Origin of the sequence: Kitasatospora sp. NPDC056184 (assembly GCF_042268405.1) — a bacterium.
Taxonomy (GTDB): domain Bacteria; phylum Actinomycetota; class Actinomycetes; order Streptomycetales; family Streptomycetaceae; genus Kitasatospora.
The window spans coordinates 42,150-58,185 of record NZ_JBHJUI010000017.1 but is presented as its reverse complement, the minus strand read 5'-3'; the positions used below and the strand labels follow the sequence as shown (position 1 = coordinate 58,185).

Here is a 16,036-nt window from a genome sequence, read left to right as displayed (position 1 = left end):
GCACGGATCCGGGGCCCCGGACGGTTCAGGCCTTGCTGCGGCGGCGCCCGAACCGGCTGGGCGCCGGCGGGCTGTCGTCCGGGCGGGCCTCGGCGGCGCGGCTCTCGGCGGCGCGGGCCTGTTCGACCTCGGCGTGCTGGGTGAGCCGGGTCTCGCAGTGGTCGAGCCAGCGGATCTCGGCCTCGGTCTGGAAGATCAGCTGTTCGAGGACGAGCAGCCAGGCCAGGTCGGATCCGGGCTCCGCGGCACCGCCGGGCCGGGCCTCGCCGGCCAGGGCGCGGCCCTTCAGCCGGGTGTAGTCCTGGAGGGCCTTGATGCTGTGCCGGCGCTGGCCCTGGACGACCGCGGGCACGTCGACGCCGGGCACGGTGACGGCCATGGCGAGCTTGATGGCGAGTTCGTCGCGGGGCGGGTTGGTGCGCGGCACCGGGGTGTCGAACCAGGCGCGCAGCTCGGCCCGGCCGGCGTCGGTGGCGGCGTAGAACTGGTGCCCCTCCTCGTCCTCCCCGGCGGGGACGACCAGTCCGTCGCGTTCCAGGCGGGCGAGGGTGGTGTAGACCTGGCCGACGTTGAGCGGCCAGGTGGCGCCGGTGCGCGCCTCGAACTCGGTTCTCAGTTGGTAGCCGTAGCGCGGCCCCTGGTCGAGCAGGGCGAGCAGGCCGTGGCGGATGGACATACCGAGTATGTATACCCGGTATGCTCGACGGGTCAAGCCGGAGGGGCCCGGCCGGGGGTCGGACCGTCACCGGCGGCGGGTAACGTCGGGGGGCGTGAGCCAGTTGCGCATCGCCACCTTCAATCTGTTGCACGGTCAGCCGCTGGCGCCCGACGGCGCCCCGCGACCCTTCCCGGCCGACCCCGGCGGACCGCTCGCCCAGGCGGTGGCCGCGCTGGACGCCGACGTGCTCGCGCTCCAGGAGGTGGACCGCGGCCAGGCCCGCTCCGGCGGCACCGACCAGGCCGCCGTCGCCGCCAAGGCGATGGGCGCCGCGGACTGGCGGTTCGCCGCCGCCCTGCACGGCCGGCCCGCGCCGGTGGCCGGCTGGCTGCCGGAGGCCTCGGTGCCCGCCGGGATCCGGGTGTACGGGCCGGGCGAGGTCGGCGACGACGCCCCGCCCGCGTACGGCACGGCGCTGCTGACGCGGCTGCCGGTGCGGCACTGGCGGGCCCGCCGGTTCGCCCCCGCCCCGTTCGGACTGCCGCTGCGGGTGGCCGGTCGGCGCGGGCTGACGCCGGTGCCGGACGAGCCCAGGGCGGCGCTGGCGGCCGTCCTGGAGGGCGAGCACGGTCCGTTCACGGTGGTGGCCGCGCACCTGTCGTTCGTACCGGGCTGGAACATGGCGCAGCTGGCGGCGATCCGCCGGTGGATCGCCGACCTGCCGCAGCCGTACCTGGTGCTGGGGGACTTCAATCTGGTGGGCGCGGTGCCGCGCACGGTGCTGGGCGGGGCTAGCGCGCTGGAGCGGTCGGCGCCGCGGGCGCGGGTGCGGGAGCTGCGGGCGGCCCGCCGGGCCCGGCCGGCGCTGGTGGAGCCGCGCCGGCGGCGGGTCCGGGAGCCGCGGGCGCGGCTGCAGGGCTGGTCGGACCTGGTCCGCACGCCGACCTACCCGTCGCACCGTCCGGCCGTGCAGTTCGACCACGTGCTGGCGGTGGGGGTGCCGCGCTCCGCGGTGGGGGCGGCGTCCGCCCCGCGCGCGGAGGTGTCGGACCACCGGCCGCTGGTGGTGCGGGTGTCGCTGTAGGAGCTGCGAGAGCTACGAGGGTTGCGGGAGCCGTAGGAGCTGCGAGGGTTGCGGGAGTCCCGCGCGGGCCCGGTCACTTCCGGGACAGGTGCCCGTTCTGCTGGGGCACGTGCGGGACGGTCGAGGCGGGCGGGGTGACCGGGCGGGCCGGGTCGGCGGAGGCCGAGGCGGCCTCCGGCCGGTCGGCGACCGGGGGCGGCTCGTACTGGAGGAGCAGCATGGCGGCGTCGTCGCCGAGCTGGCGCCCGACGTGCCGCACCACGTCCTCGTGCAGGCGGCGCAGCACGTCGACGGGGCCGCCGCCGTGGGCGCAGCGCGGGAGGCGTTCGGCGAGCGGGTAGAAGGCGCCGGCCCGGTCGCGGGCCTCGATGACGCCGTCGGTGAAGAGCAGGACGCGGTCGCCGGGGTGCAGCGGGACCCGGAGGACCGGGGGGCGGACGTCGGCGGGGTCGAGGACGCCGAGCGGGGGCACCGTCTCGGCGAGTTCGAGCGGGCGGGCGGCCTCGGTGCCGCGCAGCAGCAGCGGGGCGGGGTGGCCGCAGTTGACGATCTCGGCGGTGCCGTCGTGGCCCACGCCGATGAGGACGAGGGTGACGAACTCCTCCTCGACGCCGGGGTGGTCGTTCTCGTGCAGGGCGCGGTCGAGGCTGTCGGCGAGCCAGCCGGCGACCTTGTCGAGCGCGGCCTCCTGGTGGGCGGCCTCGCGGAAGGCGCCGAGCACGGCGGCGGCGGTCTCGACGGCGCCCAGGCCCTTGCCGCGCACGTCGCCGACGACGGCGCGCACGCCGTGCCGGGTGTTGACGACCTCGTAGAGGTCGCCGCCGATGCGGGCGTGGGCGGCGGCGGCCGCGTAGTGGACGGCGGCGCGGACGGTGCCGACCCGGTCGGGGACGGGGCGCAGCAGGACCCGCCGGGCGATCGAGGCGACGAGCTGGGCGTCGGCGAGCAGCCGCTCCTGGCGCAGCCTCAGGGTGGCGCTGACCCAGCCGATCGCGGCGACGAGGACGATGGCGAAGACGGTGGCGCTGTGCACGGACTCGCCGAGCACGTCGTTGCGGAAGGCCATCAGGAAGGCGGCCGCCTCGGTGCAGGCGCCGATGGCGAGCGGGTACCAGGTGCGGCGGCTGACCACGGCGGCCAGCGCGGGGACTGCGGTGAGTGCCGGTTCGACGGTCACCGCGGCGTCGGTGAAGTAGTCGAGGACGACGACCAGCGCCATGCCGATGAACGGCAGCGACAGTGCCGTCCTCGGCCAGGTGCCGGTCGCGCCCGGTGCGGCCCCCGGGGTCGGCCCGGCGAACCGTTCTCTGATCCATCCGGTCGCGCTCAACTTCGGTTCTCCAGCAGAAGACGCCGATGCCCGTGGGCACCTGCGGTGATGACTGAGGGTTAGGGAATGCGGGCCTCGCTGGCGGCCGGAGCACGGGGGTTGACCGGTTACCGACCCCACAATATGCGCGAAACGTGCACTACGCACAGGTTTCGCCCGATGCCGTGATGACTTGAATGCTCTCCGTGACTCATTCTTCACTGTTCCCGATCAGGAGCCGTTCCAACTCTTTTCGGCCGGGAAGTCCTGCGGGTTGTTCGATCCGGCCGCTGCGGACGTACAGGAACGAGGCCGTGACCTGCTCCGGCGGAACGCCCGCCTGTTCGGCCCAGGCCAGCCGGTAGACGGCGAGTTGGAGCGGATCGGCGGTCTCCTCGCGGTGCGTCTTCCAGTCCACCACTTCGTAGCGTGACGCGCCGCCGATTTCTGACCCGTCGTCACCCCCACGATAGACCGCGTCGATCCGGCCGCGCACCACCCGTCCCGCCAGCACCAGCTGGAACGGCGCCTCGACCCGCAGCGGCTCGCGGTGCGCGTACGGGGTCCGCAGGAAGGCCTCCTTGAGGCGTTCGAGGTCCTGCTCGTCCTCGATGCCGTCGTCGTCGGCGCCGGGCAGCGCGCCGGGGCCGATCAGCATCAGCGGTTCGATCCGGGACTGCACCCAGGCGTGGAAGCGGGTGCCGCGCCGGGCGGCGGGCTGCGGCGGGCGGGGCATCGGGCGGGCGAGGTCGTGCGCGAAGCCGTCCGGGTCGGCGGCCAGGCGCATCAGCTGGGTCGCGGAGAGCGAGGCCGGCAGCGGCACCTGCCGCACCCGGGTGCGGGAGCGCTCCAACTCGCCGACCAGCGCGGTCAGGTCGCGGTCCCAGGACTCCACCAGCCGGCGGTCCTCGGGGGCCATCGGCTCGGGTTCGGGAGCGGGCGCTCCGGCCAGCCGGCGGTGCACGACCTCGGCGACCCGGCGGCGGGCCCGCTGGGCGTCCGGGTCCAGCGGCAGCGGCCAGGGGCGTTCGACGGGCGCGGCCAGCGCCGGGTTCTCCTCCCCCTCGGCGGGCGGCCCGGCCCAGACGGCGAGCTCGCCGTTGCCGGGCCGCTCGGCGTGCTCGCGCACCTGCTCCAGGAAGGCGGACGGACCGCGCGGGGACTTCTGGCTGGGCCCCCACCAGTGGCCGGAGGCGAGCAGCAGGGCGCGCGGGCGGGTGAAGGCGACGTAGCCCAGGCGCAGCTCCTCGGTGGCGGAGTGCTCGGCGAGGGCGGCCTTGAACTCCTTCACGGCCTTGGCGGTCCAGCCGCCCCGCACATCGGGCAGGGTGGCGGCGTCGCCGCGCAGGGCGTGCGGCAGGACGCGCTTGGCGCTGGTCCAGCGCTCGCGCGGGGACGAGGACGGGAAGGCGCCCTTGACCAGGCCGGGGACGGCGACGACGTCCCACTCCAGGCCCTTGGACTTGTGCGCGGTGAGGACCTTGACGGTGTCCTCGCCGCCGGGCAGGCCGGCGTCCAGGCCGCGGTCGTGCTCCTGGGCGGCGCGCAGGAAGCCGAGGAAGGCGGCGAGGCCGGGGTCGCCGTCGAGGTCGGCGAAGGAGGCGGCGACGTCGAGGAAGGCGTGCAGGGTCTCCCGGCGGCGGGCGGCCAGCGCCTGCGGGGAGGCGGCGAGTTCGACCTCCAGGCCGGTGACGGCGAGGACCCGGTGCAGCACGTCCATCAGCGGTTCGGCGAGCGAGCGGCGCAGCTCGCGCAGCTCGCGGGCGAGCCGGGCGAAGCGGACCCGGGCCTCGGCGGAGAAGGGCAGCTCGTCGGCCTCCTTCGCGTCCAGGAAGGTCTCCAGGGCGTCGGCGAGCGAGACGACCTCGGTGGGGTCGGTCTCGGCGACGGCGGCGGCCAGCGCCTCGACGCCCTCGGGGCGCTCGGTGCGGACGAGTTCGGCGGCGCGCCGGCCGAGCAGGGCGAGGTCGCGCGGGCCGATCCGCCAGCGCGGGCCGATCAGCAGCCGGACCAGGGCGGCGTTGGCGGTCGGGTCCTGGAGCACCTCGCAGACCGCGACCAGGTCGGCGACCTCGGGCAGGTGGAGCAGGCCGCCGAGGCCGACCACCTCGACCGGCACGTCCCGGGCGACCAGGGCGGCGTGCACGTCGGGGAAGGCCGCGCCGCCCCGGCACAGCACGGCGATCCGGCCGGGGGCGGTGCCGGTGCGCACCAGGTGGGCGATCTCGTCGGCGAGCCAGTCGACCTCCTCGGCGTGGGTGGGCAGCAGCGCGGCCCGCACCAGGCCGTCGGTCTCGGCGCCGGGCGCGGGGCGCAGCGCCTCGACGCCCTCGTGCATGGCGCGCAGCGGCGCCGCGAGCCCGTTGGCGAAGGCGAGCAGCCGCCCGCCGCTGCGGCGGTTCTCGCTGAGCGCGTACCGGTCGGCGGGGGCGCCGTCGGCGTTCGGGAAGTGGCGGGGGAACTCGTCGAGGTTGGCGACGGAGGCGCCGCGCCAGCCGTAGATGGCCTGGCAGGGGTCGCCGACGGCGGTGACCGGGTGGCCGGGGGCGGTGCCGTCCGGGCCGGCGCCGAACAGGCCGGCGAGCATCAGGCGCTGGGCGACGGAGGTGTCCTGGTACTCGTCGAGCAGCACGACCCGGTACTGCTCGCGCAGCAGGGCGCCGACCTCGGGGCGCTGCTGGGCGAGGCGGGCGGCGGCGGCGATCTGGTCGCCGAAGTCCATCAGGCCGGCGGTGGTCTTGCGGCGCCGGTAGTCCTCGACGAGGCGCAGCAGTTCCAGGCGGGCGCGGGCGGTGGCGGGCACGGCCCGCAGGTCCTCGTTGCTGAGCCGCACGCCGGCGAGGGTGTCGAGCAGGTCCTCGTCGAAGGCGCGCAGGGCGGCGGGTTCGACGAGGTGCTCGGCGAGTTCGCCGTCGAGGGCGGTGAGGTCGGCGACCAGGTTGGCGAAGGTGCCGGTGAGGGCGGGGAACGGGCCGCGGGCGGTGCGCAGCACCTTGGCGGCGAGCTGGAAGCGGGTGGCGTCGGCGAGCAGCCGGGTGTCGGGCTCGATGCCGATGCGCAGGCCGTGCTCCTTGAGCAGGCGGCCGGCGAAGGCGTGGTAGGTGGAGATCTCGGGCTCGCCGAGCGCCTCGCCGTCCTCGGGGTCGTCCACTCCGGCCTGCCGCAGCGCGGACCGGACGCGCTCGGCGAGTTCGCCGGCGGCCTTGTTGGTGAAGGTGAGGCCGAGGACCTGTTCGGGGCGGACGGCGCCGGAGCCGACCAGCCAGACGACCCGGGCGGCCATCACCGTGGTCTTGCCGGAGCCGGCGCCAGCGACGATGACGGCCGGCCGCAGCGGGGCGCCGACGGCGGCCATCTGCTCCCGGTTGAAGGGGATGCCCAGCAGCTCCTTGAGCTGGTCGGGATGGCTGAGCACGGCGGTCACCACGCAACGGTAGCCGGGGGCGCCGACAGCCGGGGACCGCTGTGGCGACGGCCACGTGCCGCGTGCGCCACACCGGGCCGGGGCTCCCCGGGCGGCTACTCGACGAGCTGGGCGCCGTCGCGCTGGGCGGAGCAGCTGCGGCGGAAGGCGCAGCGGTCGCAGCCGCCGCCGGTCTGCGGGACGAACCGCTCGGCGAGGATCCGCCCCGCGGCGTCGGCGAGCAGGTTCTCGATCCACGGCTCGCCCTCGGGCGGGTCCTGGCGCTGCACCTTGGGCGCGTCGGCGACGGCCTTGTCGGGCTTGCGCAGCTGGACGAGCTCGGCGCCACCGGACTCGGCGGGGGCGGCGGCGTCGAAGCCGGGCAGCCCGTTGAGGGCGCCGGAGCGGACGGCGAGCTGGTAGACGGCGAGCTGCTTGTGCTCGGGCAGGGACCGGTCGGTGGGCGTCTGCTTGCCGGTCTTGAAGTCGACGACGTAGGCGCGGCCCGCCTCGTCCTTCTCGACGCGGTCCATCGAGCCGCGGATGCGCACCTGGACGCCGCCGGCGTCGAGGGTGACGTCGAAGCCGTGCTCGGTGGCGACGACGTCGCGGCCGCGGGCCATCACGTGCCAGGTGAGGAAGCGCTCCAGCGCGGCGCGGGCCTCGGTCTTCTCCTGCTGGGACTTCCACGGCGCGTCGAAGGCCAGCGCGTCCCAGACGGTGTCCAGGCGCTCCATCAGGACGGCGAGGTCGGCGGGGCTGCGGCCGGAGCCGACCTCGTCGGCGAGGGCGTGCACGACGTTGCCGAAGCCCTGCGCGGCGGAGGAGGTGCCGCGGGCCTTGACCTCCTTGTCGAGGAACCACTGCAGCGAGCAGTCCTCCAGCTGTTCCAGGCCGCTGCCGGACAGCCGCACCGGCAGGTCGGCGGAGCGCAGCGGGTCGGGGGCGGCGGTGGCGTCGTCCAGGCCCCACCAGGTCTCGGGGCGGGCGGCGGGCACCAGCGGGCGGTCCTCGTCGTCGGTGGCGAGGGCGAGGGTGGCGAGCCGTTCGGCGGCGGCCCGGCGCAGCTCGGGCGAGCGGGCGGGGTCGACGGTGACCGCGCGCAGCTCGGCGACCAGCGCGGGCACGGCGAGCGGGCGGCGCGGGCGGTGGGTGACGTCCTCGACGGTGACCGCCGGGGTGCGGCGCAGGACGCGGCCGGTCCTGGGGTCGACGTCCTCGCGGTAGAGCTCGCGCAGGAAGCGGGACGGCTGGTCGCCGTCGTCGGCGGGGGCCTTGACGGCGGTGACGACGAGCCGGTCCCTGGCGCGGGTGGCGGCGACGTAGAAGAGGCGGCGCTCCTCGGCGAGCAGGGCGGCGGGGGTGAGCGGTTCGGCGAGGCCGTCGCGGCCGATCCGGTCGGCCTCCAGCAGGGAGCCGCGGCGGCGCAGGTCGGGCCAGAGGCCGTCCTGGACGCCGGCGACGACGACCAGCCGCCATTCCAGGCCCTTGGCGCGGTGGGCGGTCATCAGCCGGACGGCCTCGGGGCGCACGGTGCGCACGGTGAGGGTGTCGGCGGCGATGTCCTGGGCCTCCAGCTCGGCGAGCAGGTCGAGGGCGCCGCGGTGTCCGGTGACCTGCTCCTCGGCGCGGGCGGCGGTCTCGAACAGGGCGCAGACCGCGTCGAGGTCGCGGTCGGCGTTGCGGCCGGCGGCGCCGCCGCGCAGGGCGGCCCGCTCCAGGCGTTCGCGCCAGCGGCGGGAGCCGTCCCACAGCTGCCAGAGGGCGTCCTCGGCGGTGCAGCCGCCGGCCAGGGACTCGCGGACCTTGCGCAGCAGGGTGCCGAGGTCGTGGGCGCGGCGGGCGTACGGGGCGTCGACGACGGCGAGGCGCTCGGGCTCGGCGAGGGCCTCGCGCAGGAGTTCGCCGGCCGGGCGGGGCACGGCGGCCGGGGCGCCGGCGCCGGTCGCGGCCCCGGTGCGCAGGGCGGCGCGCTCCTCCTCGCGCAGGGTGCGGCCGAGGCGGCGCAGGTCGGCGCCGTCGAGGCCGCCGAGCGGGCCGGTCAGCAGGGCGTGGGCGAGGTCGGTGGTGAGCGGGTCGGGCGCACCCGGGCCCGCGGCGTCCGCGCCGTCCGAGGCGTCCGCGCCCTCCCCACCGTCCCGGTCGTCCAGGCCGTCCCGGTCGTCCCGGTCGTCCCGCCGGGCGCGGACGGCCTGCTCGGCGCAGACCCGCAGGGCGAGCAGCAGCTGGGCGACGGCCGGCTCCTCGCGCAGCGGCAGGTCGTCGCCGTCGATCTCCAGCGGGACGCCGGCCGCGCCGAGGGCCCGCCGCACGCCCGGGATGGACCGGGCGCCGGCCCGGACCAGGACGGCCATCTCGCCCCACGGCACGCCGTCCTCCAGGTGGGCGCGGCGCAGCAGGTCGGCGATCGAGTCCAGCTCGGCGCCGGGCGTCGGGTAGGTGTAGACCTCGACCCGGCCGCCCTCCCGGGCGGGCAGCGGGGCGCGGTGCTGGGCGAGCTTGTCGGCGGGCAGCCGGCCCATCGGCATCCGGCGGGTCAGTTCGCGGGCGGCGGCGAGCAGCACGGCGCCGGAGCGGCGCGAGACCCGCAGCACCTTGACGTCGGCGGGGCGGCCGTCGGTGTGCCGGAAGGTCTGCGGGAACTCCAGGATGCCGTTGATGTCGGCGCCGCGGAACGCGTAGATGGACTGGTCGGGGTCGCCGACGGCGACCAGCTCGCGCCCGCCGCCGGCGAGCCGCCGCAGCAGCCGCACCTGGGCCGGATCGGTGTCCTGGTACTCGTCGACGAAGACGGCGTCGTAGCGCTCGCGCAGGCCGCGCTCGACCTCGGGGCGGTCGGCGAGCAGCACCGCGCGGTGCACCAGCTCCGCGTAGTCGAGGACGCCGCGCAGGTCCAGGACGTCGAGGTAGTCGGCGAGGAAGTGGGCGGCGGCGGCCCAGTCGGGCCGCTGGACGCCCTCGGCGAAGCGGGCCAGCTCGGCCTCGCCGAGGCCGAGCTCGCGGCTGCGGGCGAGCACGGCGCGGACCTCGTCGGCGAAGCCGCGGGTGGTGAGGCAGGCCCGCAGGTCCAGCGGCCAGGCGATCCGGGAGCGGCCGCGCCGGGCGTCCTCGGCGCCTCCGGCGAGCAGTTCGCGGACCATGACGTCCTGCTCGGGGCCGGACAGCAGGCGCAGCGGCTCGGCGTAGTCGGCCGGGTCCTGGTGGGCGCGGAGCAGGGCGTAGCAGAAGGAGTGGAAGGTGGTGGCCTGCGGGGCGGCGGCGCGGGAGCCGGCGCCGGCGGCGGAGAGCCGGCCGGCCATCCGGTCGCGCAGTTCCATGGCGGCCTTGCGGCTGAAGGTGAGGACGAGGATCCGCTCCGGGTCGGCGCCGTCCTCGATCCGCCGGGCGACCGCCTCGACCAGGGTGGTGGTCTTGCCGGTCCCCGGCCCGGCGAGCACCAGCAGCGGGCCGCCCGCGTGCGCGACCACGGCGCGCTGGTACGCGTCGAGCTCGGGCGGGGCGGGCGGCACGAGGGGGCTGCGCACCAGACGGTAGGGGGAGGTCACGGACGTCCTGGGGGTCGTACTCGGGCAACTGCGGGCGGGCCCGCCGAGGGGCCCGCCGTATCGAGCCTACGATCCTGCCCCGTCATTCCCGTCCGCGCACGGGGTGACGCGGATCCCGGCCCGGCTCACTCCCCGGCGGGCCGGCCGTCCCAGCGGGCGCGCCGCAGGTCGACCCGGGGCGGGTCGGCGAGCTCGCGCAGCGGGGTGCCCTCCTCGCCGTAGCGGGCGAGGGCGCGGTGCTCGTGGCCGGGCAGCAGCCGGCCGTCGGCGCGGATCACCCGCCACCAGGGCACGGCGCCGCCGTACAGGGCCATCACCCGGCCGACCTGCCGGGGGCCGCCCTGGCCCAGGTACTCGGCGACGTCTCCGTAGGTCATCACCCGGCCGGGTGGAATCCGCTCGGTCAGGTCGAGCACCAGTTCCGCGAAGGGCGGCAGCACATCGGGGCCGGTGTCGTCGGGGGCGTCCGTCACCTGCGGCATTCTTCCGCATCCGGCCGGTCCGCGGGCCCCGGGCGAACGATCCGCCGCGCCCGATCCGGCCCCTGTCCAGCGCGGGGCGCCGCGGCATGCCACCATCTTCGGGGCGGTGAGTGGTGATACGAGGACAAGACCAGATGACCGGGACGGCTGACGTGGGTGTGGACGAGGACTCCGACGAGTCCTCCGACAGCATGCCCGCGGACGGCGGCGACGCCGCCACCGAGGCGCCACCGGAAGTCTCCCTGATCAAGGACCGGATGATCAAGAGCCCGCAGCCGGCCCGCCCCGCGACCGGGGCCCCCGCCGTCGTACCGAACCAGCCGACCGCTCCCGGGACGGGGGCCGAGCCGCCCCTTCCCGAGCCGCCCCTTCCCGAGCCGCCCCTTCCCGAGCCGCCCCTTCCCGAGCCGTCCGCGCCCGGGCCGTCCGCGACCGGGCCCTCCGCGCCCGAGCCGTCCGCGCACCGGCCCGCGGCGACCGGGCCCGCCACGACTCCGGCGGGCCCGCCGCGCGATCCCGGCCCGCGTCCCGGCCACGACCCGCTGGACGACGCCCCGCACCTGGACGTCGACGAACCGCTGCTCGCCGCCCGCGCGCACCGGCCCTCCGACCTCATCCGCTTCCTGGCCGGCGTCCTCGGCATCGTCGCGGTCTTCGTGCTCGCCGGGGTGGCGACCTCCACCACCACCGGCATCGAGATCGACATCGCCGAGAACGCGCCCCGCTTCTCCCCGGTGCTCACCACCATCACCGGCCTGATCTCCAACGTCGCGGTGCTGGCCGTGCCGCTCGCCTTCGCGGTCGAACGGCTGATCAAGCGCGACGGCCTGCGGGTCGCCGACGGCGTGCTCGCCTCGGTGCTGGCCTACGGCGTCTCGCTGGGCATCGACTGGTGGGTCGCCGAGGGCGCCTCCGACCACATCAGGGACGCCCTGACCCGCTTCCCGCTGGACTCCGTCGGCACCCTCACCGACCCGGTGCACGGCTACCTCGCCCCGGTGATCGCCTACATGACCGCGGTCGGCATGTCGAGCAGACCCCGGTGGCGGGTCGCCCTGTGGGTGGTGGTCGTCTTCAGCGGCATCACCGAACTGCTCGGCGGCTACACCACCCCGCTGTCCCTGCTGCTCACCGTCCTGATCGGCTGGTCCGTCGCCTACGGCACCCTGTACGCGATCGGCTCGCCGAACATCCGGCCCACCGGCCAGCACCTGATGATCGGCCTGCGCAAGGTCGGCTTCACCCCGGCCAGCGCCCACCGCGCCCCCGACGCCCCCGGCGGCACCCGCCGCTACCTGGTCGCCCAGCAGAGCGGCCCGCCGCTGGACGTCCACATCGTCGACCGCGAGCAGCAGGCCTCCGGCTTCTTCTACCGGGCCTGGCGGCGGCTGCGGCTGCGCTCGGTGGCGGTGCGGCGCAGCCCGCAGTCGCTGCGCCAGGCGCTGGAGCAGGAGGCGCTGATCGCCTACGCGGCCGCCGCCTCCGGTGCCCGCGCCCCGCAGCTGGTCGCCACCTCCGAGCTGGGCCCCGACGCCGCGATCCTGGTCTACGAGAACGTCGAGGGCCGCACCCTGGACGACCTCGCCGACGAGGAGGTCACCGACCAGGTGATGGCCTCGCTCTGGGAGTCGGTCGCCGCCCTGCACGAGCGCCGGATCGCCCACCGCCGGCTGACCGGCGAGTCGCTGCTGGTCGTCGACGGGAAGACGGCCTGCCTGGTCAACCTCTCCGGCGGCGACATCGCCGCCACCGACCTGACCCTGCGCATCGACGTCGCCCAGCTGCTCACCACCTTCGCGCTGCGGATCGGCCCCGAGCGGACGGTCGCCACCGCCAACGCGGTGCTCGGCGCCGAACGCGTCGCCCAGGCGCTGCCGCTGCTGCAGCCGGTCGGCATGAGCCGCTCGACCCGCGTCGACCTGAAGAAGGTCACCAAGGAGCGCAAGGCCGCCGCCCAGGCGCAGGCACTGGAGCAGGTCGCCGCCGGCGAGCGCACCCAGCAGCAGGCCGAGGAGGACATCGCGGTCGCCGGCGAGGACCTGCTCAGCCGGATCCGCGCCCAGATCCTGCAGATCGCCCCCGAGGCGCCGATGGAGCCGGCCAAGCTGGAGCGGCTCAGGCCGAAGAGCCTGATCATGGTGATCGCGCTCACCTTCGCCGCCTACCTGACGCTGACGACCGTCAAGCCGGCCCAGCTCAAGCTCTCCCAGATGGACTGGGCGTGGGCGGCGGTGGCGCTCGCCGCGGCCGCGTTCTCCTACGTCGCCGCGTCGATGAGCCTGACCGGCTTCGTCCCGGAGAAGCTGCCGTTCCGCCGCACCGTGGCCGCCCAGCTCGCGGGGTCCTTCGTGAAGCTGGTCGCCCCGGCGGCGATCGGCGGCATCGCGCTGAACACCCGCTACCTGCAGAAGGCGGGCATCCGCTCCGGCCAGGCGGTCGCCTCGGTCGGCGCCTCCCAGCTGGCCGGCCTCGCCGGGCACCTGCTGCTGCTGTTCAGCTTCGGCCTGATCACCGGCAGCCAGACCAACGGCGACCTCTCCGCCTCCCGCGCGGTGATCATCGGCGTGCTGAGCGCCGCCGTGCTGGCCATGGTGATCGCGGCGGTCGCCCCGCTGCGGCGGTTCGTGCTGAACCGGCTGCGCTCGCTGTTCTTCGGCGTGGTGCCCCGGATGCTCGACCTGATGCAGACGCCCAGCAAGCTGATCACCGGCTTCGGCGGCATCCTGCTGCTGACGCTCTCCTTCACCGCCTGCCTGGACGCCTCGGTGCGGGCCTTCGGCGGCTCGATCTCCTTCTCGGCGGTCGCCGTGGTCTTCCTGACCGCCAACGCGGCCGGCTCCGCGATCCCCACCCCGGGCGGCATCGGCCCGATCGAGGTCGCGCTGATCAGTGCGCTGACCTTCGCCGACGTGCCGACCTCCGTCGCCACCCCGGCGGTCTTCCTCTACCGGGCGCTCACCTTCTGGCTGCCGGTGCTGCCCGGCTGGATCTCCTACAACGTGCTCCAGCGCAAGGGCGCGCTCTAGCCCCGGGGCGGGCCGGACGCGGACACGCGGAAGGGCCCGCCGCAGCGGGCCCTTCCGGCTGTACGCGGTCCGGATCAGTACACCGGCTTGTGCGGCTCGATCTGGTTGATCCAGCCGAGCACGCCGCCGCCCAGGTGGACGGCGTTGGCGAAGCCGGCCGACTTCACCACGGCCAGCACCTCGGCCGAGCGGACGCCCGACTTGCAGTGCAGCACGATCTTCTTGTCCTGCGGCAGCTGCTCCAGCGCGTTGCCCATCAGGAACTCGTTCTTCGGGATCAGCACCGCGCCGGGGATGTTGACGATCTCGTACTCGCCGGGCTCGCGGACGTCGATCAGGAAGATGTCCTCCTCGTCGTCCTGCCACTGCTTGAGCTGCTTCGAGGTGATCGTCGAACCGGCGGCCGCCGCCTGCGCCTCCTCCGACACGGCGCCGCAGAAGGCCTCGTAGTCGATCAGCTCGGTGACGGTCGGGTTCTCACCGCAGAGCGCGCAGTTCGGGTCCTTGCGGACCTTCACCTGGCGGTAGTTCATCTCCAGGGCGTCGTAGATCATCAGCCGGCCGACCAGCGGGTCGCCGACCCCGGCCAGCAGCTTGATCGCCTCGGTGACCTGGATCGAGCCGATCGACGCGCAGAGCACGCCCAGCACGCCGCCCTCGGCGCAGGACGGGACCATGCCCGGCGGCGGCGCCTCCGGGTAGAGGCAGCGGTAGCAGGGGCCGTGCTCGGCCCAGAACACGCTCGCCTGGCCGTCGAAGCGGTAGATCGAGCCCCACACGTACGGCTTGCCGAGCAGCACCGCGGCGTCGTTCACCAGGTAGCGGGTGGCGAAGTTGTCGGTGCCGTCCACGATCAGGTCGTAGCCGGAGAAGATCTCCATGACGTTGGAGTTGTCGAGGCGCTCCTCGTGCAGGATCACGTCGACGTAGGGGTTGATCTCCTTGACCGAGTCCCGCGCCGACTCGCCCTTCGAGCGGCCGATGTCCGACTGGCCGTGGATGATCTGGCGCTGCAGGTTCGACTCGTCGACCACGTCGAACTCGACGATGCCGAGCGTGCCCACCCCGGCCGCCGCGAGGTACATCAGCGCGGGCGAGCCCAGACCGCCGGCGCCGACGCACAGCACCTTGGCGTTCTTCAGCCGCTTCTGCCCGGCCATGCCCACGTCGGGGATGATCAGGTGGCGGGAGTACCTGCGGACCTCGTCAACGGTGAGCTCGTCGGCCGGCTCGACCAGGGGTGGCAGCGACACGGGGACTCCGATGGTCGTCAGTTCAGGTGGCCAGGGCCAACCTCTAGGGGCATGTTGCTCCGCCACCGAGGTGGCTCTGCTACGCCAACAGTGTCACGCCGCTCCGGTATTCCGAGACAGCTCGTCCGATGGGCGAGACGGCCCGAGCCGGATGGTGGGACCACGGAGCAGGCCCCGGACAGACCCCCGCAGGGGGCGTCCGGGGCCTGTGCGCGGGCCTTCGGGGCCCTGCCGGACCGCGCGGCCGGGGGATCAGACCCGGCAGGCCGTCTCCAGCCAGACGTCGCCCAGCGACTCCTCCAGCGGCACCTGCGTCCGCCAGCCGAGACGGTCCCGGGCGGTGCGCACGTCCGCCTGCCGCCACGGCACCGGCTCGCCCGGGGCCACCCGCCCCTCCCCCGGCCGCGGCTCCGCGGGACGGTGGCCCGGCAGGTGGTGCGCGGACACGTGCCCCGGCACGTGCTCGACCGGTCCGCCGGCCTGGGCGGGCAGCACGACCTGCCGGTTCTCCTCCACGACGGTCCCCTCGAAGCCGGACGCCCGGACCAGCAGCTGGGCCGCCTCGCGCGCCCGCACGGCGTGCCCGCTGCCGACGTTGATCACGCCCGTCGCGGCCGACACCGCCGCCGCCTGGATCGCCCGCGCGACGTCCCGCACGTCGACGAAATCCCGGTATCCGGACAGGTCCGGCATCCGGACCTGGGACTCCTCGCGCTCCAGCGCCCGCCGCAGGCCCTCCGCCAGCCTCCCGAACAGCGAGGCGGTCGGCGCCCCCGGTCCCACCACGTCGAACACCCGCAGCACCGCCGCGTCCAGCCCCGAGGCCAGCACCAGCTCCGTACCGGCCAGCTTCGACACCCCGTACGGGCCCACCGGGCGCGGCTCGGCGCTCTCCGACACCGGGACCCCGCCCGGCACCGGTCCGTACTCGGCGGCCGAGCCGACGTGCACCAGCCGGGCGGGCTCCCGGCTGCGCCGGATCCCCTCGCAGACCGTCGCCACGGCGAGCGTGTTGGCCCGGATCAGCGTGCGCGAGCTGCCGTAGGTGGCACCGGCGCAGTTGATCACCACCTGCGGCGCGACCGCGTCCAGGAACCGGGCCAGCGCGCCCGGACTGCCGGTGGTCAGGTCGAAGCGGATGTCGGCGGAGTCACGCCGGCCGAGCACCGTCACCTGCAACTCCGGATCCACGAGCAGGCGGTCGGTGACCCGACGGCCGATGAAGCCGTCGGCGCCCAGCAGCAGCACCCTCATCGGGGGCGTCCTTCCACGAAGC

Annotated in this window: 9 protein-coding genes; 2 read left to right on the top strand and 7 right to left on the bottom strand. The window is 75.5% G+C overall.

The genetic code is table 11. The features are described 5' to 3' along the window. Positions 1-25: 25 nt before the first annotated feature. A complete protein-coding gene (locus ACFC0B_RS28660; protein ID WP_376091875.1) occupies positions 26-676 on the bottom strand; it encodes a PadR family transcriptional regulator in 651 nt (216 codons plus the stop codon). Positions 677-770: 94 nt separating this feature from the next. Here ACFC0B_RS28660 and ACFC0B_RS28655 point away from each other — a divergent pair, with 94 nt between their 5' ends. After that, on the top strand, positions 771-1,742 hold the full coding sequence (locus ACFC0B_RS28655) for an endonuclease/exonuclease/phosphatase family protein (RefSeq protein WP_376091872.1): 972 nt from the start codon (positions 771-773) through the stop codon (positions 1,740-1,742). A 73-nt stretch (positions 1,743-1,815) separates the two neighbouring features. Here ACFC0B_RS28655 and ACFC0B_RS28650 read toward each other — a convergent pair whose 3' ends face one another. From ACFC0B_RS28650 to ACFC0B_RS28635, 4 genes are all read right to left on the bottom strand, one after another. Next, positions 1,816-3,072, bottom strand: coding sequence for a PP2C family protein-serine/threonine phosphatase (locus tag ACFC0B_RS28650; protein ID WP_376091869.1), 1,257 nt, complete (start codon positions 3,070-3,072; stop codon positions 1,816-1,818). 190 nt (positions 3,073-3,262) lie between these two features. Next, a complete protein-coding gene (locus tag ACFC0B_RS28645; RefSeq protein ID WP_376091866.1) occupies positions 3,263-6,475 on the bottom strand; it encodes a UvrD-helicase domain-containing protein in 3,213 nt (1,070 codons plus the stop codon). Between the two features lie 95 nt (positions 6,476-6,570). After that, entirely contained in the window at positions 6,571-9,999 is a 3,429-nt protein-coding gene (locus tag ACFC0B_RS28640; protein WP_376091863.1) for an ATP-dependent helicase, read from the bottom strand. 125 nt (positions 10,000-10,124) lie between these two features. After that, positions 10,125-10,481 (bottom strand): MGMT family protein, encoded by a 357-nt coding sequence (locus ACFC0B_RS28635; RefSeq protein WP_376091860.1) that lies wholly within the window; start codon positions 10,479-10,481, stop codon positions 10,125-10,127. Between the two features lie 134 nt (positions 10,482-10,615). Here ACFC0B_RS28635 and ACFC0B_RS28630 point away from each other — a divergent pair, with 134 nt between their 5' ends. Further along, positions 10,616-13,507 (top strand): flippase-like domain-containing protein, encoded by a 2,892-nt coding sequence (locus ACFC0B_RS28630; protein ID WP_376091857.1) that lies wholly within the window; start codon positions 10,616-10,618, stop codon positions 13,505-13,507. A gap of 74 nt (positions 13,508-13,581) precedes the next feature. Here the strand turns inward: ACFC0B_RS28630 and moeZ are convergent, their stop codons facing one another. Together moeZ and ACFC0B_RS28620 are read right to left on the bottom strand one after the other, a co-directional pair. Further along, entirely contained in the window at positions 13,582-14,760 is a 1,179-nt protein-coding gene (moeZ, locus tag ACFC0B_RS28625; protein ID WP_376091854.1) for an adenylyltransferase/sulfurtransferase MoeZ, read from the bottom strand. Between the two features lie 252 nt (positions 14,761-15,012). Then, complete coding sequence (locus ACFC0B_RS28620) at positions 15,013-16,014, bottom strand: NAD-dependent epimerase/dehydratase family protein (protein ID WP_376091851.1); 1,002 nt, start codon at positions 16,012-16,014, stop codon at positions 15,013-15,015. Between the last annotated feature and the right edge of the window lie 22 nt (positions 16,015-16,036).